The organism is Mycobacterium sp. E2497 (assembly GCF_001668695.1).
Taxonomy (GTDB): Bacteria; Actinomycetota; Actinomycetes; order Mycobacteriales; family Mycobacteriaceae; genus Mycobacterium.
In genome coordinates, this window is record NZ_LZKD01000143.1 from 39,126 (window position 1) to 57,468 (window position 18,343).

Genomic DNA, 18,343 nt, shown 5'->3' on the forward strand with positions numbered 1-18,343 from the left:
TTACACCGCCACCAGGTCGTCGGCGTGTACCGCGGGCCGGCGCAGCTCACCCGGCAGCTCGGAGGTCGACCTTCCGATCATGGTCGCCAGTTCGGTGGCGTCGTAGGCCACCACACCGCGGGCCACCATGGCCGCGTCGGGGCCGCGCAATTCGACGACGTCTCCCGCATAGAACCGGCCCGACACCCCGGTGATGCCGGCGGGCAGCAGCGAGCGGCGCTGCGCCAGCACCGCGCGCACCGCACCCTCGTCGAGCGTCAGCGCACCGGCCGCCTCGGCGGCATAGCGCAGCCAGAACCGCCGCGCCGACATCCGTTGTGGCCGTGCGGCGAACACCGTGCCGACCGAGGCATCGCTCAGCGCGGTGCCAGCGTCGGCCGCGGCGGCGAGCAGGACCGGCACCCCGGCGTCGGCGGCCAGTAGCGCCGAGGACATCTTCGATACCATTCCGCCGGTCCCCAGGTCGCTGCCGGGGCCCGCGACCACCCCGATCAGATCGTCCGCCCCGGATACCTCGGCAATGAACTTGGCGCCCTTGGTCTTTCGCGGATCGGCGTCGTAGAGCCCGTCGATGTCGGAGAGCAACACCAGGGCTTCGGCGCCGACCAGGTGAGCCACCAGCGCCGAGAGGCGATCGTTGTCGCCGAACCGGATCTCGTTGGTGGCCACCGTGTCGTTCTCGTTGACGATCGCGACCGCGTGCAGGGCCCGCAGCCGGTCCAGGGTGCGCTGGGCGTTCGTGTGCTGCGCCCGCATGGAGATGTCGTGCGCGGTCAGCAGCACCTGGCCGACCGTGCGACCGTACCGCGCGAACGCCGCGCTCCACGCGTTCACCAGCGCGACCTGCCCGACGCTGGCCGCGGCCTGCTTGGTCGCCAGATCCTTGGGGCGACGGGTCAAGCCGAGCGGTTCGATGCCGGCGGCGATGGCGCCCGACGAGACGATGACGACATCGGTGCCCGCCTTCATGCGCGACTCGATGGCGTCGGCCAGCCCGGCCAGCCGGCCGGCGTCGAATACCCCGGACGGGGTGGTCAGCGCGTTGGTCCCGATCTTGACCACCAGGCTGCGCGCGGTGCGGATGGCCTCGCGGTGCGGGGTCACGACTCGTCCCCGCGTTCTCTGGTTCTGCGCCGCTCTCCCCCGCAAGCGGGAGGTGCCCCCTCCGCATCGCTGCGTCCCCCGCAAGCGGGAGGTACCCCCACTGCATCGTCGCCGGCGCGCCGCTGACGGCGGGCCGCCTTGCGCTCCGCGGCGCCGGCGCGCTCAGTGCGTTCCAGTCGCACGTCGGTGCCTCTGCCGGACATCGCAACGTGTTGTCCCGCAGGCGTTTGCGGCTCCCAGTCGAACGTCATGTCCCCGATGGTCACGGCGCACCCGGGTTGGGCGCCCAGCCGCAACAGTTCCTCCTCGACGCCCAGCCGGGCCAGCCGGTCGGCGAGATAGCCGACGGCTTCGTCGTTGTCGAAGTTGGTCTGCCGAACCCACCGCTGCGGCCGGGCGCCGCTGACCACGAAGCCACCCTCCCCGTCCGGCTCAACCGTGAAGCCGCTGTCGTCGACGGGAACCGGGCGGATGACCGGCCGGCGCGGCACTGCCTGCGGCCGGGCGGCGTTGTATTCCGAGATCATCCGCCAGAGCCCGAAGATCAACGGCTGCAATCCTTCCCGCGACACCGTCGACACTTCGAACACCGGCCAGCCGCGCTCGGCGATCTCGTCGCGGACGAATTCGGCGAGCTCCCGCGCCTCGGGTACGTCGATCTTGTTGAGCACCACCGCGCGGGGCCGCTCGGCGAGGTCGCCCAAAGTCGTGTCGCCCCGCAGGGTGGGGGTATACGCGGTGAGTTCGGCTTCCAGCGCGTCGATGTCGGAGATGGGGTCGCGGCCGGGCTCCGACGTGGCGCAGTCGACGACGTGCACCAGCACGGCGCAGCGCTCAATGTGCCGCAGGAAGTCCAGACCCAGGCCGCGGCCCTGCGATGCGCCGGGGATGAGGCCCGGCACGTCGGCGACCGTGAACGTGTGCTCGCCGGCCGACACCACCCCGAGATTGGGCACCAGCGTCGTGAACGGATAGTCCGCGATCTTCGGTTTGGCCGCCGAGATCGCCGACACCAGTGACGATTTGCCGGCCGAGGGAAACCCGATGAGACCGGCGTCGGCGACAGTCTTGAGCTCCAGCGTGAGGTCTCGCGCTTCGCCCGGTTCGCCGAGCAGCGCGAAGCCGGGAGCCTTGCGGGCGCGCGACGCCAGCGCCGCGTTGCCCAGCCCGCCACGGCCGCCGGCCGCCGCTTCGAAGCGGGTGCCCGCTCCCACCAGATCGGCCAGCAGCCGGCCGTTTTCGTCCAAGACGACGGTGCCGTCGGGGACTTTGACTTCTAGATCCGTGCCCGCCGCTCCGTCACGGTTGTTGCCCATGCCCTGTTTGCCCGACGGGGCGGTGACGTGCGGATGGAAGTGGAAGTCCAACAGGGTGTGCACCTGCGGATCGACGACGAACACGATGCTGCCGCCGCGGCCACCGTTGCCGCCGTCGGGACCGCCCAGCGGCTTGAACTTCTCGCGGTGGACCGACGCGCAGCCGTTACCGCCGGAACCCGCACGCGCGTGGATGACGACCCGATCGACGAATCGAGGCATCAGATACCAGCCCTTCGAAAGTCACGCCCGGGCGACAACACCTCGAGAAGCCGCCGCAGCGTTTTCCCGCGCGGGGCGCGATGCCCCGGCTCGCGAGGCTAGACCTGGGGCGTGATGCTGACGGTTTTGCGTCCGCGCTTGATGCCGAACTCGACGGCGCCGGCAGCCTTGGCGAACAACGTGTCGTCGCCGCCACGCCCGACGTTCAGACCGGGGTGGAACTTGGTGCCGCGCTGACGCACGATGATCTCGCCCGCCTTGACGATCTGGCCGCCGAATCGCTTGACGCCCAGCCGCTGAGCGGCGGAATCGCGACCGTTGCGCGAGCTGGAAGCGCCCTTCTTGTGTGCCATGTCTGTGGTCTCCGCTCAGTCTTGTCTGTTCTTCGCCTGACGGCTCATCACTTGATTCCGGTGACCTTCAGGACCGTCAGCTGCTGACGGTGTCCCTGACGCTTGTGGTAGCCGGTCTTGTTCCTGAACTTGTGGATACGGATCTTGGGGCCCTTGGTGTGCTCGAGCACCTCGCCCGTCACCGCCACCTTGGCCAGCGCGGCGGCGTCGGTGGTGACCTTCGCGCCGTCCACGACCAGGGTCACGGGCAGCGACACGTTCGCGCCCGGGTCGGAGTCGAGCTTTTCGACCTTGACCACGTCCCCGACGGCGACCTTGTACTGCTTGCCGCCCGTCTTGACGATTGCGTAGGTCGCCATCGTTGCTCCTGCCTTCTTTCCTCTGCTCAGCCGCTTCTTCGGCTCTGTCGCGCGCGAGCCACCGGCGGTGAGCTCAGTGGGTCTGGGTTGCGGGTCCACTCCGATTGCCCGGTGGCCCGCTGTCGCCGGCCAAAGTCCACACGGCCTGGCGACAACTGTCCTAGGGTACTTGACCAGCGGCTACAGGGTCAAACCGGGCCAGGTCAGTCCACGTGGATCGGCGGGCCGGCCGGCCGGCCCGCCGCCCGGCGGCGCCGCGGACGCCCGAACCCGGCCTCGCCGGACGACTCGGGCCCGTCGTCGGAGTCCGAGTCGGAGTCATCCTCGACGTCCAGGTCGTCGTCGTCCATCTCGAGGTCTTCGTCGTCGTCGCCCAGGTCCTCCTCGTCATCGAGGTCCTCGTCGTCGTCATCGAGATCGTCGTCGGCCTCTTCGTCGGTGTCTTCGTCGGTGTCGTCGTCAGACTCCTCGAAGTCCTCCTGGTCGGCGTCCTCCATGTCGGCCGCGTCCGCCGGCTTCTGCTCGTCGAACTCGGTGGTCGCTTCCTCGGCGGCCTCGTCGGATTCCTCGTCGTCGCGGACCGCAGTTCCGCCGGCGGCCATCGCCTTGAACATCGGGTGCTCGCCGGGGGCGTGCGCGGGCACCTTGGCCACGATGGGCTGTTCCGACGGCTCCTCGGCCCCCTTCTTCTTGGAGCGCCTGCCGCGGCGACCACCCCCGGACTCCGACTTGCGCCCATTGGAGGGGGTCGAGTCCACCGGGTCGGTGTGCAGCACGATTCCCCGGCCGCCGCAGTGGGTGCACGACGTGGAGAAAGCCTCGATCAGCCCGGTACCCAGCCGCTTGCGGGTCAGCTGGACCAGGCCCAGCGACGTCACCTCGGACACCTGATGGCGGGTGCGGTCGCGGGCCAACGCCTCGGTAAGCCGCCGCAGCACCAGGTCGCGGTTGGACTCGAGGACCATGTCGATGAAGTCGATGACCACGATGCCGCCGATGTCGCGCAGCCGCAGTTGGCGCACGATCTCCTCGGCCGCCTCGAGGTTGTTCTTGGTGACGGTCTGTTCGAGATTGCCGCCGGAGCCGGTGAACTTGCCGGTGTTGACGTCGACCACGGTCATGGCCTCGGTTCGGTCAATGACCAGCGTGCCGCCCGACGGGAGCCACACCTTGCGCTCCATTGCCTTGGCCAGTTGCTCGTCGATGCGATGCACCGCGAAGACGTCGGGCCCGGCCTGACCGTCCGGGCCGCTGGGCGGCTCGTACTTGCTCAGTTTCGAAACCAGATCGGGCGCAACGGAATTCACGTATTCGGTGATGGTCGTCCACGCTTCGTCACCGGAGACGATCAGCCCGGCGAAGTCCTCGTTGAACAGGTCGCGGATGACCTTGACCAGAACGTCGGGCTCTTCGTACAGTGCGACCGCCGCACCGGCGGCCTTCTCGCTGATCTCGGTCGCCTTGGCCTCGATTTGCTTCCAGCGCTCCTGCAGCCGGGTGACGTCGCCTCGGATGTCGTCCTCTTTGACTCCCTCCGAGGCGGTGCGGATGATCACCCCGGCATCGGACGGCACCACCTCGCGCAGGATCTCCTTGAGCCGCTGCCGTTCGGTGTCGGGCAGCTTGCGGCTGATCCCGGTCGACGACGCACCCGGCACGTACACCAGGTAGCGGCCGGCGAGCGACACCTGGGTGGTCAGCCGCGCGCCCTTGTGCCCGACGGGGTCCTTGCTGACCTGGACCACGACGTAGTCGCCCGGTTTGAGCGCCTGTTCGATCTTCCGGTCGGACCCGCCCAGCCCCGCCGCCTCCCAGTTGACCTCGCCGGCGTAGAGCACACCGTTGCGGCCGCGACCGATGTCGACGAACGCCGCCTCCATCGAGGGCAGGACGTTCTGCACGATCCCGAGGTAGATGTTGCCCACCAACGAAGCGGAGGCGGCCGACGTCACGAAGTGCTCGACGACGATGCCGTCCTCGAGAACGGCGATCTGGGTGTACCGGGCGCCCTGGTGCGGCGGCTCGGTGCGGACCCGGTCGCGCACGACCATGATCCGTTCGACGGCCTCGCGGCGGGCCAGGAACTCCGCCTCGGTCAGCACCGGCGGGCGGCGGCGTCCGGCGTCGCGCCCGTCGCGGCGCCGTTGCCGCTTGGCCTCCAGCCGGGTGGAGCCGTCGATGCCCTTGATCTCGGCGTTCGACGAGCCGTTGCCGCCGTCGCCGCCGTTCTTGCCGCTGCGTGGCGGGCGCTCGTGCACCACGGTGTTGGGGGGGTCGTCGGGCGAGGGGCTCTCGTCGCCGTCGTCACCGGAGCCCGACTTGCGCCGCCGGCGCCTGCGGCGGCGACGGCTGGCGCCCTCCGCCGAACCGTCGTCACCGGTGTCGGAGTCATCGGAGTCCGAATAGTCGGAGCCCTCTTCGTCGTCGCCGTCCTCGGTGTCGGAGGTGTCGCCGCGGCCCGCCTTCTGGCGCCGCTGGGGCTCTTCGTCGTCACCGGCGTCGTTCTGGTTGTCCGGTCCGCCCTGCTCACCGCGGCCGCGGCCGCGGCCGCGGCGGCCACGACGCCGCCGACGGTTGGCCGGCCGATCGGCCTGCTCGTCGTCTTCGTCGTCGGCATCGGAGTCGTCGGAGTCGGCGCCATCGTCGGCGTTCCCGTCGTCTTCGTCCGCCTCCAGCGGCTGCGGCGCGACGAACAGCGGCATGTAATGCGGCCGCTCCACCGCGGTCTCGAGCATCAGCCGCGATTCGGGTTCCGCGGCGGCTTCGTCGCCCTCCCCGCCGCCGACGGCGGCGCCGTGGGCGTCCTCCGCACCGGCGTCGGGCTGGGCGGCCAGCAGATCGCGTACCCGCACCGCGTCGTCGCGGTCCACGGTGGAGTGCGCGCTGCGGATGCGCCCGTCGAGGGCGCTCAACGCGTCCAGCACCCGCTTACTGGTGGTCCCCAGCGTGCGTGCCAGTGAATGAACTCTCAGGCGGTCAGGCAGTTCGTCGTGCCGGGTCGGCTCTTCGGATGACTCTGCGGATGGTGCACCGTCTACCACGTATTCTCCTCAAGCCCCCGGGCGCGTCATGGCGACGCGGCCACGCGAGGGCTTCGCTATGGGCCCGGGTGACTTCCCCGGGCTTGTGATGGTCTCGCCCCGAGCGGTTCGCGGAGAACGCACTCGGCGCCGTGCTGAATGACGGCCTGACATGCCGCGCACCAACGCGGGGTGGCGATGATCGCGCTTGTCTAAGTCTTCATTCGGGTGTCCGACGCCGGTCCGGCGACGTTCACCCTCCATCAGTATCCCACATCACTCGGCAAGCCAAGCCGCCCCCGAGCGAACACGCCGTCAACGGCGTGGCGCGGCCCGTTTGCTGGGCGCTACGCGTCGGGAAACCAGAGCGCGATTTCGCGCTTTGCGGACTCGGCCGAATCCGACCCGTGCACGAGGTTGAACTGGGTCTCCAGCCCGAAATCGCCCCGGATCGTGCCGGGGGTCGCCTTGTCCACCGGGTCGGTGCCGCCCGCGAGCTGCCGAAACGCGGCGATCGCGCGCGGTCCCTCGACGATCGCCGCCACCACCGGCCCCGAGGTGATGAACTCCAGCAGCGATCCGAAGAACGGCTTGCCGTCGTGCTCGGCGTAATGCTGGGCGGCCAGGTCCTCGCTGACGCGCCGCAGCTCGAGCGCGGCGATGGTCAGGCCCTTCCGCTCGATGCGGCTGATGATCTCCCCGACCAGCTGCCGCTCGACGCCGTCCGGCTTGATCAGTACCAGGGTCCGTTCGGTCACGGCCGACAGCGTACAGAACGGGGCGGGAATCGGCCGGGCGGCGGCCGCGGCAGCGGCGGGCGGTGGCCTCCCCTACCCCTGGCGGCGCCGCACCTCGGCCCGGAAGTACGCGATGAGGGCCCACAACCCGGTGAAAAGCACCCCGATGAACCCCACTCCCGGATACACCGCGAAGCCGGCGAGGAGCAGCAGTTGAACGCCCAGGTTCACCCAGATCGCCCAGGGTTTGCGCTGCACCCCGCCCAGCAGGATGAGCAGCGCCGCCACGCCGATCAGGTAACCCAGCGTCACCGGCGTCAGTCCACCGCCGACCGCGCTCACCACCGGAATCGCCAGCAATACGACGATCGCTTCCAGGAACAACGTTGCGGCCATCACCGCGCCGAAGCTCTTCCAGGGGTCAGCCCGGTTGCGGTCGGTCATTCCGGATCCCGGCCGAACAGGGTGCGTGCGGCCCCGGCGGTGACGACCGAACCGGTGATGACGATGCCCGTGCCGGAGAAGGCCTCGGCGTCCCCGGCCACCGTGGCGTCGTCGACCAGGGCGGTCGCGACGTCGATCGCGTCGCGCAGGTTCTCGGCGGTGGTGACTCGGTCGGGCCCGAAGCGCTCCCCCGCCGCCAGCGCCAGCGACGCGACGTCCAGGGCCCGCGGCGACCCGTTCTGGGTCACGACGACGGCATCGAACGCCGGCTCGAGCGCGGCGAGGATGCCGTGGACGTCCTTGTCGGCCAGCACGCTGAGCACACCGACCAGGTATCGGAAGTCGAATTCGTCGCTGAGTGTCTGCGCCAGCGCGGTGGCGCCGGCCGGGTTGTGCGCGGCGTCGATGAACACGGTGGGCGCGCTGCGCATGCGTTCCAGGCGGCCGGGGCTGGTGACGGCGGCGAATCCGGCCCGCACCGCGTCGACGTCGAGTTGCCGCTGCGCGCCGGCACCGAAGAAGGCTTCCACCGCCGCGAGCGCCACCGCCGCATTGTGCGCCTGGTGTTCGCCGTGCAGGGGCAGGTAGATGTCGGAATACACGCCGCCCAGGCCCTGCAGCTGCAGCACCTGGCCGCCGATCGCGACCTGACGCCCCAGGACGGCGAACTCCGAATCCTCGCGGGCCACCGCCGCGTCGGCGCGCACGGTCTGGGCCAGCAGCACTTCCATCGCTTCGGGCGCCTGACGCGCGATGACGGCGACGGTGTCGGGCGCGCCGTCAGGAGCCTTGGTGATGATGCCGGCCTTCTCGCCGGCGATACCGGCGAGATCGTCGCCGAGGTATTCGACGTGGTCGATGCCGATCGGGGTGATGACCGCGACCGGCGCGTCGACGACGTTGGTGGCGTCCCACCGCCCGCCCATGCCGACCTCGATGACCGCGACGTCGACGGGCGCGTCGGCGAACGCCGCGAACGCCATGGCGGTCAGCACCTCGAACTTGCTCATCGCCGGTCCGCCGGCGGCTTGGGATTGCGCGTCGATCATCTGCACGAAGGGCTCGATCTCCCGATACGTCGCGACGTACTGCGCCGGGGTGATCGGCCGGCCGTCGATCGCGATGCGCTCGACCGCCGATTGCAGGTGCGGGCTGGTGGTCCGGCCGGTGCGCCCGTGCAGGGCGGTCACCAACGCGTCGACCATGCGTGCCACCGAGGTCTTCCCGTTCGTGCCGGCGATGTGGATGCAGGGATAGGCCCGTTGCGGCGAGCCCAGCAGGTCCATCAGCGCGCTGATCCGGGTCAGGCTCGGCTCGATCTTGGTCTCCGGCCAGCGTTGGTCGAGCAGATGCTCGACCTGAAGCAGCGCGGCGATCTCGTCCAGGGTGGGAGCCAGGTCGGTGGCGCCGTTTTGGCGGTCGTCTTCGGGCCAGTCGGGGGGCTCGGTCATCGAGAACTCATTGCAGCCCGGCCAGCCGCGCGGTGATCCGGTCGGACTCGTCCCGGGCCACGCGCTGACGGTCCCGGATCTTGTCCACGACGTTCTGCGGGGCCTTGGACAGGAAGTCCTCGTTGGCGAGTTTGGCGGTGGTGGACGCCAGTTCCTTCCGCGCCACGGCGAGGTCTTTTTCCAGGCGGCGCCGTTCGGCGGCGACATCGATGGTGCCCGAGGTGTCGAGTTCGACGACGACCGTGTGGTTCATCTGGGGGCCCAGCCGCACCTCCAACGACACCGACGACTGGAAGTCTTCGCCCGGCGCGGTGAGCCAGGCCAGCGACGACACGGCGGCCACCTGTGCGCCCAGGTCCGCGGCGTCCACGCCGCCCAACCTGGCCGGCACCTTCTGCCGGTCGGCCAGGCCTTGATCGCTGCGGAACCGGCGGACCTCGGTGACCAGCCGCTGCATATCGCTGATCCGTTGCGCCGCAACGGGGTCCGAATCGATACCCGAGGATTGCGGCCAGGCGGCGATCACCAGCGATTCCTGGCCGGTCAGGGCCTGCCACAACGCCTCGGTGAGGAACGGGATGACGGGGTGCAGCAGCCGCAGCAGGGTGTCCAGCACGGCGGCGAGCACCGCGGTGGTGTGAGCGTTCCCCTCGGCCAGCTGCGTCTTGGCCAATTCGACATACCAGTCGCAGAATTCGTCCCACGCGAAGTGGTAGAGCGCCTCGCAGGCGCGGCTGAACTCGTAGTCGTCGAGGGCCGAATCTACTTCGGCGCGAACCTCTTCCAGCCGTCCCAGGATCCACCGGTCGGCGTCGGTCAGTTGGTCCTGCGCCGGCAGCGGCGCGACACGGGCGCCGTTGAGCAACGCGTAGCGGGTGGCGTTGAACAGCTTGGTGCAGAAATTGCGCGACGCCCGCACTGCGTCCTCGCCGACGGCCAGGTCGCCCCCGGGGTTGGCGCCGCGGGCCAGCGTGAACCGCAGGGCGTCGGCGCCGAAGGTGTCCATCCAGTCCAGCGGGTCGACGACGTTGCCCCTGGACTTGCTCATCTTGCGGCCGAACTCGTCACGGATCAGTCCGTGCAGGAACACGTCGGTGAACGGCACCTGCGGTCCGCGGCGACCGTCGAGCGTGATGGCGTCGTCGTCGCCGACGAAGGTGCCGAACATCATCATGCGAGCCACCCAGAAGAACAGGATGTCGTATCCGGTGACCAAAACGCTTGTCGGATAAAACTTTTCCAGCTCCGGTGTCTTGTCCGGCCAGCCCAGCGTGGAGAACGGCCAGAGGGCCGAGGAGAACCAGGTGTCCAGCACGTCGGGGTCCTGCTCCCAGCCCTCCGGCGGGGTCTCCTCCGGGCCGACGCACACCTGCTCACCGTCCGGCCCGTACCAGATCGGGATGCGGTGGCCCCACCACAGCTGCCGTGAGATGCACCAGTCGCGCATGTCGTCGACCCAGCCGAACCACCGCGGCTCCATGCTGGCCGGGTGAATCACGGTGTCCCCGTTGCGAACCGCGTCCCCGGCGGCCTTGGCGAGCGACTCGACCTTCACCCACCACTGCAGCGACAGGCGCGGCTCGATGACCTCGCCGCTGCGCTCGGAATGTCCGACGCTGTGCAGATAGGGCCGCTTCTCCTCGACGATGCGGCCTTGCGCCGCGAGCGCTTCGCGCACCGCCGTGCGGGCCTCGAACCGGTCCATGCCGTCGAATTCTGTTCCCGTATCGGCGATGACGGCCCGGGCGTCCATGATGCTCGGCATCGGCAGATTATGCCGCAACCCGATCTCGAAGTCGTTGGGATCATGGGCGGGCGTGACTTTGACCGCGCCGGTGCCGAACTCGGGATCGACGTGCTCGTCGGCGACGACGACGACTTGGCGATCCAGGAACGGGTGCGGCAGCATCGTCCCGACCAGGTCCGTGTAGCGCTTGTCGTCCGGATGCACGGCGATGGCGGTGTCACCCAGCATCGTCTCGACCCGGGTGGTCGCCACCACGATGTGTGGCTCGTCGTCGTTGAGCGAACCGTACCGGAACGAGACCAGTTCGCCCTCGACCTCGTCGTAGACGACCTCGATGTCGGAAATGGCCGTCTGCAGCACCGGGGACCAGTTGACCAGCCGCTCGGCCTGATAGATCAGCCCGGCGTCGTAGAGCCGCTTGAAGATGGTGCGGACCGCGCGCGACAGGCCCTCGTCCATGGTGAACCGGTCGCGGCTCCACGCCACCCCGTCGCCGAGCCGGCGCATCTGACCGCCGATGGCACCGCCGGACTCCCGCTTCCAGTCCCACACCTTTTCGACGAACAGCTCCCGGCCGAAGTCCTCTTTGGTCTTGCCGTCCACCGCGAGCTGCTTTTCCACCACGCTCTGGGTCGCGATGCCCGCGTGATCCATGCCCGGCTGCCACAGCACCTCATAACCCTGCATCCGTTTGCGACGGGTCAGGGCGTCCATCATGGTGTGTTCCAGCGCGTGGCCCATGTGCAGGCTGCCGGTCACGTTCGGCGGCGGCAACACGATCGAGTACCCGGGCTTGGCGCTCGTCGGGTCCGCCTCGAAGTAACCCGCGTCGAGCCATCTCTGGTAGATCGCGCTTTCGGCGGCGCCCGGATCCCACGACTTGGGCAGGTCGGTGGCGGGGCTGCGGCTGGCGGTCACCCGTCAATTCTAGGGAGCGCCGTTTACCTGTGTGTAAGTGCCCAAATCGCAGGTGAGCCGGGTCACTTCCCCAGCCGGTCGACCTGCAGCGTCACACCCGCGGCGGGGAACCGGGCCAGCAGGGCATCGCCCATCGCCGCGGCGGGGGTGAGGACGCCGTGCAGATCGGGCAGCTTGTCGCGGTCGAAGGCGAGCGCGAGGCCGCACTCCCCCAACAGCACCGAGGTCGCTTTGTAGCCGGGGTCGCCGCGCTGCTCCATGCGCGCGACGTAACGCGCGCCGGTGGTTGTGGTGGTGTAGGTCTCGATCCTGTAGAAGCCGCGCTCGCGCGCCGCCGGGCTGGGGCCGGTCCCGGGCTTGGGGACGATCCGCTCCACCAGCCGGCGCGGCAGCAGCCGGAAGTAGCGGCTGCCCAGTCCGAAGGTGGCGTTGGCGACTCCGCCGACCGCGGCGGACGCCAGCGGCGCCAGCGGCGAGGACCCCAGGCTCATGCTTTCGGTGTAGCGGAACTGGCGGCCGTACGCCCAGTCCAGTAATGCGTTGCTGCGCCGCACGATTCGGGTGTTGTAGGGCGCCATCACGAATCCCGACGTCCATACGCCGGTCAGTTCCGGTGCGATCTGACGGCCCCGGCGCCACGGCAGGTCGGGCTGCGGTCCGATCTCCGGTTCGGCGCTGCGGTCGGTGCTCAAGGTGTACGGGTCGGCGAGCTGACGACGGGCGTCGGGATCGCGGGATGCGATGTCCAGCACTTCCAGCATCGACGCCACGGTTCCACCGGACACCCCACCCGAGAAGGACCGGACCACCAGGTCGGTTTCGCCGAGTTCGCCGGCGCCGTCGTCTCGCGCCGCCCGGTAGAGCGCATACACGCTGAGGTCCGAAGGGACGGAATCGAATCCGCAGGCGTGCACGATCCGTGCGCCGGTGTCGGCTGCCTGCTTGTGGTAGCAGTCGATGCTCTCGCGGACGAACATCGCCTCGCCGGTCAGGTCGGCGTAGTCGGTCCCCGCCGCCGCGCAGGCGGCCACCAGCGGCAGCCCGTAGCGGGTGTACGGCCCGACCGTGGTGATGACGACCCGGGTGCGGCTGGCCATCTCATTCAGCGTGGACGGCGACGAGGCGTCCGCGGCGACCAGCGGCCAGGACCGCGCGGATTCACCTAGGGTGTCGCGAACGGCCCGCAAGCGCTCGGTCGATCTGCCGGCCAGCGCCACCCGCGTGCCCGGCCCGGACCGGGCCAGGTATTCAGCGGTCAGCTTCCCGACGAAGCCGGTCGCCCCGTACAACACGATGTCGAATTCGCGCGGCGTTGCGGTCACGGGCCCGACGCTACCCCCGCAGACAAGTAGTGCCGGGCCCGGGGCCCGGCACTACTTGCCACTACTTAGTACTGCGTTGGGAGGTCAGCCGCGACGGCCGCACACCGGCCAGGCGCCGATGCCCTGGGAGTGCAGCACGTTCTCCGCTACCCGGATCTGCTCCTCACGGCTCGCGTTCTGGGGCGAACCGTTGCCGCCGTTGGCGCGCCAGGTGCTCGGGGTGAACTGCAGGCCACCGGAGAAGCCGTTACCGGTGCTGATCGACCAGTTGCCGCCCGACTCGCACTGCGCGATGGCGTCCCAGTTCACGCTGTACGCCCGGACCGGCGGAGGCGGCGGGGCATCCGGGCCCGGAGGCGGCGGTGCGTCCGGCGCACCGGCGGGCGCGACGTTGGGGTCGAAACCCGTCGGTTCCGCACTGGCGGTGGCCGAAGGGATGGTCACGAGGGTGCCCGTGATCGCGGCGAGAACGAGCGTCTTACGGACGTTCTTCAATATCTTTCCTTTCGCGGTGCGCGCGCGCCAAAGCAAGCCCACGGGGGTGGGCTGACGGTTTTTGGTTGGTGCGGAAACCTGCTTCGGACCGTGCCGGTTCTCCTGGCACGACAGCGGTGGGCTCGAGTCGCCCGGCGGGTGCTACCCACCGGCCACGGACGGCCTTGCGACGTCCGCGGCCCCGCTCACACGCGGGTCCGTGATTCTGTTTTCAGTTACTCTTCCGTAACCCGTTGCGGGCTAACACGGACCGTACGAGACCCAGCCGCGTTCGTCATCTTCGGAAAACGGACATCTCGTTTCGGTAACGGGGTGATCACAGCGCAATCCCGTCGTCATTTCGGCAGGTCAGCACTGCAATTCCGGCAGGTACCCAACATTTGCAATCGCTTTCAAATCGTGAGCCGAATCACGCGCATTTTGTGAACTGGCCCACGTATTTGCGCTGGTGCGTTTACGTCGATTGCGCCCTACCGGGCCGGGGTCCGTGGCGCGAAGCCGCGCAGCTTACAACAAGTTACGCGTCATCGCCCATCCGCCACGCCCAGTGACGCGGACGAATTATGTTGCGCGCCTGCTAACTTGCGTTGTTCGAATAGCGAGCGCGCAGAACGGCCGGATCGCCGGAGGACCGGCATCTGATCGTCGAAAGAGGGTTCTAAGCAATGTCTTTCGCGTGGCCTGACGCCGACGGCGACGCATTATGGATCGGCCGCCGCCGTCGCTGTCTGTCCACTGAGCTTCTGCCATTCACTTATGCAATTTGCTGGGCGGGCGCGGCATTCGGCCGATCTCACGTCGCTCCCGCGTCACCTTCTCGGACTGTCCCCCGATCATCCCATCCGAAATGCGCTATGCCCCAACAGATCACGATCGGATGGGTGAATTCGCCCAGAGCAGGAAACCGTACGCCCGCGTGGCCATTCCAAGGCGAAAGGAGAACTCCCCTCAGGTCGAATAGCTTTGTGAATTTCGGCTTTCGACTGCGACGGCTGATGACGTACGAGCATCGATCCGGCGCGGTCCAACCGCGACCCGCTCGCGTGAGGTCGACGTCAGCTGCGCGGCTGCGCGAGGGCGCGCAACTCGGCGTCGGTGTTGACGTTGGTCAGCGACCGCGAATCCGACGTCAAGATTCGCTGGGTGTCCGAGGCGTCCACCAGGGCGCGCATCCGGCGCTCGCCGGCCGCCACCAAGGCGTCGGCGCGGTCGGCCAGGTCGGTCCGGTACACCGCGGCGAGGTAGTGGTCCTGGCCGTCCCACGGCAGCACCACTTCCGCGCCGGTCTCCAGCGCCCGGCGGGTGAGATCGTCGATGAGATCGATTGCCAGGAAAGGCATGTCGACGGCGCAGACGAAGGCGAGCCGGGCACCGGCGTCGGCGGCCGCCCGCAGCGCCCGCCCGGTCGCCGGCAACGGCCCCAACCCGCGCAGTTCGTCGCGCATCACCCGCGCCCGCAGTTCGGGCAATGGCTGGCCCTGGGCGGCCATCACGAGGACCGGATCGCAACGCTGTCCGAGGATGCCGACCACGTGCTCGACCATCGTGGTCGCCTGGGAGCCCGCGGACGCAGGCACTGGGAGGCTGGCCTTGTCGCGGCCCATGCGTTGCGATGCGCCGCCGGCGAGCACTACTCCGGCCAGTGAAGCTGTCTCGGCCACGTCAGTCGACGGTCCAGGTGTCGCGCCCACGCAGCAATGATTGCAGAGCGGTGTCGTCGAACGGCTTCGAGGCCCGCGCGGCCTGCACCTGGGAGCGCGCCGCGTCGTCGTAGGTGGGCCGGCTGACGTCCCGGAAGATGCCGAGCACCGTGTGATCGAGGTTCTGATCGGAGAGCCGCGACAGCGCGAAGGCGTAGGCCGAGTCGTCGGTGTGCGCATCATGCACCATGATCTCGTCGACGGCCACGTCGGCGGTCTTGGCGAATTCGAGGCCGAAGCCGGACTTCACCACGCAGTACTCGCCGTCGGCACCGAAGGTGATCGGCTCACCGTGACGGACGTTGATCACCCGCTCCTCGGCGCCCTCCTTGCGCAGCACGTCGAACGAGCCGTCGTTGAAAATCGGGCAGTCCTGCAGGATTTCGACCACGGCGGCACCGCGGTGCTCGGCGGCCGCGCGCAGCACCTCGGTCAGTCCGTTGCGGTCGGAGTCCAGGGCGCGGCCGACGAACGTAGCCTCGGCGCCCAGGGCCAACGACACCGGGTTGAACGGGTGGTCCAGCGAACCCATGGGGGTCGACTTGGTGACCTTGCCGACCTCCGACGTGGGCGAGTACTGGCCTTTGGTCAGCCCGTAGATCCGGTTGTTGAACAGCAGGATCGTGATGTTGACGTTGCGGCGCAGCGCGTGAATCAGGTGGTTGCCGCCGATCGACAACGCGTCACCGTCGCCGGTGACCACCCACACGGACAGGTCCTCTCGGGCCAGCGCCAGACCGGTCGCGATCGCCGGCGCGCGGCCGTGGATCGAGTGGAACCCGTAGGTCTCCAGGTAGTACGGGAAGCGGCTGGAGCAGCCGATCCCGCTCACGAACACGATGTTCTCCCGCCGCAGTCCCAGCTCGGGCAGGAAGTTGCGGATGGTGTTGAGGATGACGTAGTCGCCGCAGCCGGGGCACCAGCGGACCTCTTGGTCACTGGTGAAGTCCTTGCCCTTCTGCGGCTGATCCGTGGTGGGGACGCCGTCGTTCTTCTTCAACCTCGGGGTCAACCCCAGGTCCGCGCCCGCCAGATTTCCCATCAGGTCGGTCATTCGCTAGCTCCCGCTCCCACCGTCGCTGCCGCCATTCTGGCGACCATCGTCTTGTCTTGCTCGATTTCGGCCAGCGTGCCGCCCAGCGCGGCGCGGATGACCCGCCCGATCTCATCGGCCAGGAATGCGACGCCCTGAACCTTGGTGACCGACTGCACGTCGACCAGATACTTGCCGCGCAGCAGCAATGCCAGCTGGCCCAAGTTCATTTCCGGGCACACCACCATCGGGTAGCGCCGCAGCACGTCGCCCAGGTTCCCCGGGAACGGGCTGAGATGGCGCAAGTGGGCGTGCGCGACCTTGACGCCCTTGCGCCGCGCGCGCCGGCAGGCTTCGCCGATCGGGCCGTACGAGCTGCCCCAGCCGATCAGCAGCAGCTCGGCGTCCCCGGTCGGGTCGTCGACTTCCACGTCGGGCACCGAGATGCCGTCAATCTTGGCCTGGCGCAACCGGACCATCAGGTCGTGGTTGACCGGTTCGTAGGAGATGGCACCCGAACCGTTGGCCGCCTCCAGACCGCCGATGCGGTGCTCGAGCCCCGGGGTGCCGGGGATGGCGAACTGACGGGCCAGCGTCTCCGGGTCACGGTTATACGGCTGGAAGGGCTCGTCGGGCTTGGCGAAGGTGTGCTTGATCGGCTGCAGCGTGCTGACGTCCGGAATGCGCCACGGCTCAGAGCCGTTCGCGATCGCGCCATCGGACAACACGATCACCGGCGTGTGATACGACACCGCGATGCGCACCGCCTCGATCGCGACGGCGAAGCAGTCGGACGGCGAGCGCGGCGCCAACACGGCGACCGGTGACTCCCCGTTGCGGCCGTACAGCGCCTGCAGCAGGTCGGCCTGCTCGGTCTTGGTGGGCAGGCCGGTCGAGGGCCCGCCGCGCTGAACGTCGATGACCAGCAGCGGCAACTCGGTCATCACCGCCAGGCCCAGCGCTTCGGACTTCAGCGAAATCCCCGGGCCCGAAGTACTCGTGACACCGAGCGCACCGCCGTAAGAGGCGCCGATTGCGGCACAAATGCCGCCGATCTCGTCCTCGGCCTGGAAGGTGATCACGTTGAAGTTCTTGTGCTTGGACAGCTCGTGCAGGATGTCGGACGCCGGGGTGATCGGGTAGCTGCCGAGCACCACCGGAATGTCGGCCAGCTGCCCGGCCGCGACGATGCCGTAGGCCATCGCGGTGTTGCCGGAGATCTGCCGGTATTCGCCGGATGGCAGCGTCGCCCGCGAGACCTCGTAGGTGGTGCCGAACGCCTCGGTCGTCTCGCCGTAGTTCCAGCCCGCCTTGAGGGCCAAGACGTTGGCCTCGGCGATGTCGGGCTTGCGGGCGAACTTCTCCCGGATGAACTTCTCGCTGGTTTCGATCGGGCGGCCGTACATCCAGGACAGCAGGCCCAGCGCGAACATGTTCTTGGCGCGCTGGCCGTCCTTCTTCGACGCGCCGATCGCCTCGACGGCACCCAGCGTCAGCGTGGTCATCGCGACGGAATGCACGACGTAGTCGGACAACTCGTCGGACTCGAGCGGGTTCGTCACGTAACCCACCTTGGTCAGGTTGCGCTTGGTGAACTCGTCGGAATTCGCGATCACCATGCCGCCCCGCGGCAGGTCGCCGAGGTTGGCCTTGAGCGCCGCCGGGTTCATCGCGACGAGCACGTCGGGGCGGTCACCGGCGGTCAGGATGTCGTAGTCGGCGATCTGGATCTGGAAGGAGGAGACCCCGGGCAGGGTTCCTGCGGGAGCCCGGATCTCGGCGGGATAGTTCGGCTGGGTCGCCAGGTCGTTTCCGAAAAGCGCTGCCTCCGAGGTGAACCGGTCGCCCGTCAGCTGCATCCCGTCGCCGGAGTCGCCGGCGAAGCGAATGACGACCTGCTCCAGGCGCCGGCGGTCGGACCCGCCACCGGAAGGCGACCCGTTCGAGCCGTTGTGAGAATCAGACCCGGCTCCGCTGCCGTTCGGATCCACGTATCCGCCTTCCATTCGTTATCCGGATAGGCACTCCGCTGGAGTTTTACGTTACGCGCCGTTCAAGCGCGCCCCGCACCCTTGAGCTGTGTGTCACTAGTAGTACCAATTATGGCACTTCTTTAAGACTC

The 18,343-nt window shown here is 68.8% G+C and carries 14 protein-coding genes; all 14 read right to left on the minus strand.

Annotated elements, in window-relative coordinates; translation table 11 throughout:
* The 14 genes from proB to A5713_RS13040 all read right to left on the minus strand — a co-directional run bounded on the left by proB (position 1) and on the right by A5713_RS13040 (position 18,212).
* Positions 1-1,104 carry a glutamate 5-kinase gene (gene proB, locus A5713_RS12975; protein WP_067919105.1) on the minus strand — a complete coding sequence of 368 codons (1,104 nt, stop codon included), beginning with the start codon at positions 1,102-1,104 and terminating at the stop codon, positions 1-3.
* A complete protein-coding gene (gene obgE, locus A5713_RS12980) occupies positions 1,101-2,642 on the minus strand; it encodes a GTPase ObgE (RefSeq protein WP_067919102.1) in 1,542 nt (513 codons plus the stop codon). The genes proB and obgE overlap by 4 nt, the downstream gene beginning before the upstream one ends.
* Before the next feature lie 98 nt (positions 2,643-2,740).
* Positions 2,741-2,995, minus strand: coding sequence for a 50S ribosomal protein L27 (rpmA, locus tag A5713_RS12985; protein ID WP_046186480.1), 255 nt, complete (start codon positions 2,993-2,995; stop codon positions 2,741-2,743).
* A gap of 47 nt (positions 2,996-3,042) precedes the next feature.
* The gene (rplU, locus tag A5713_RS12990) at positions 3,043-3,354 is read right to left on the minus strand and encodes a 50S ribosomal protein L21 (RefSeq protein ID WP_007169506.1); all 312 of its coding nucleotides are present in this window, start codon (positions 3,352-3,354) and stop codon (positions 3,043-3,045) included.
* 203 nt (positions 3,355-3,557) lie between these two features.
* The gene (locus tag A5713_RS12995) at positions 3,558-6,395 is read right to left on the minus strand and encodes an Rne/Rng family ribonuclease (RefSeq protein WP_068096021.1); all 2,838 of its coding nucleotides are present in this window, start codon (positions 6,393-6,395) and stop codon (positions 3,558-3,560) included.
* Between the two features lie 326 nt (positions 6,396-6,721).
* Positions 6,722-7,132: a nucleoside-diphosphate kinase gene (gene ndk / locus A5713_RS13000; RefSeq protein ID WP_067919098.1), complete on the minus strand. Its 411-nt coding sequence runs from the start codon at positions 7,130-7,132 to the stop codon at positions 6,722-6,724.
* Between the two features lie 72 nt (positions 7,133-7,204).
* Positions 7,205-7,555 carry a DUF4233 domain-containing protein gene (locus A5713_RS13005; RefSeq protein ID WP_067919096.1) on the minus strand — a complete coding sequence of 117 codons (351 nt, stop codon included), beginning with the start codon at positions 7,553-7,555 and terminating at the stop codon, positions 7,205-7,207.
* On the minus strand, positions 7,552-9,006 hold the full coding sequence (locus tag A5713_RS13010; RefSeq protein ID WP_068096023.1) for a folylpolyglutamate synthase/dihydrofolate synthase family protein: 1,455 nt from the start codon (positions 9,004-9,006) through the stop codon (positions 7,552-7,554). The genes A5713_RS13005 and A5713_RS13010 overlap by 4 nt, the downstream gene beginning before the upstream one ends.
* 7 nt (positions 9,007-9,013) lie before the next feature.
* The gene (locus tag A5713_RS13015; RefSeq protein ID WP_068096026.1) at positions 9,014-11,671 is read right to left on the minus strand and encodes a valine--tRNA ligase; all 2,658 of its coding nucleotides are present in this window, start codon (positions 11,669-11,671) and stop codon (positions 9,014-9,016) included.
* A 62-nt stretch (positions 11,672-11,733) separates the two neighbouring features.
* Complete coding sequence (locus A5713_RS13020; protein ID WP_068096028.1) at positions 11,734-12,993, minus strand: trans-acting enoyl reductase family protein; 1,260 nt, start codon at positions 12,991-12,993, stop codon at positions 11,734-11,736.
* Between the two features lie 84 nt (positions 12,994-13,077).
* Positions 13,078-13,488, minus strand: a complete 411-nt coding sequence (locus A5713_RS13025; protein WP_068096030.1) for a transglycosylase family protein — start codon at positions 13,486-13,488, stop codon at positions 13,078-13,080.
* 1,055 nt (positions 13,489-14,543) lie between these two features.
* On the minus strand, positions 14,544-15,149 hold the full coding sequence (gene mobA / locus A5713_RS13030; RefSeq protein WP_067917123.1) for a molybdenum cofactor guanylyltransferase: 606 nt from the start codon (positions 15,147-15,149) through the stop codon (positions 14,544-14,546).
* A 1-nt stretch (position 15,150) separates the two neighbouring features.
* Positions 15,151-16,242: a 2-oxoacid:ferredoxin oxidoreductase subunit beta gene (locus A5713_RS13035; protein ID WP_067917125.1), complete on the minus strand. Its 1,092-nt coding sequence runs from the start codon at positions 16,240-16,242 to the stop codon at positions 15,151-15,153.
* Positions 16,239-18,212, minus strand: coding sequence for a 2-oxoacid:acceptor oxidoreductase subunit alpha (locus tag A5713_RS13040; protein ID WP_156751868.1), 1,974 nt, complete (start codon positions 18,210-18,212; stop codon positions 16,239-16,241). The genes A5713_RS13035 and A5713_RS13040 overlap by 4 nt, the downstream gene beginning before the upstream one ends.
* Positions 18,213-18,343 lie beyond the last annotated feature (131 nt).

Bases quoted from the DNA above. Each gene is read 5' to 3' on its own strand.
- rpmA (WP_046186480.1), bottom strand. From the start codon at position 2,995: ATGGCACACAAGAAGGGCGCTTCCAGCTCGCGCAACGGTCGCGATTCC.
- A5713_RS13010 (WP_068096023.1), bottom strand. From the start codon at position 9,006: ATGACCGAGCCCCCCGACTGGCCCGAAGACGACCGCCAAAACGGCGCC.
- rplU (WP_007169506.1), bottom strand. From the start codon at position 3,354: ATGGCGACCTACGCAATCGTCAAGACGGGCGGCAAGCAGTACAAGGTC.
- A5713_RS13035 (WP_067917125.1), bottom strand. From the start codon at position 16,242: ATGACCGACCTGATGGGAAATCTGGCGGGCGCGGACCTGGGGTTGACC.
- obgE (WP_067919102.1), bottom strand. From the start codon at position 2,642: ATGCCTCGATTCGTCGATCGGGTCGTCATCCACGCGCGTGCGGGTTCC.
- A5713_RS13005 (WP_067919096.1), bottom strand. From the start codon at position 7,555: ATGACCGACCGCAACCGGGCTGACCCCTGGAAGAGCTTCGGCGCGGTG.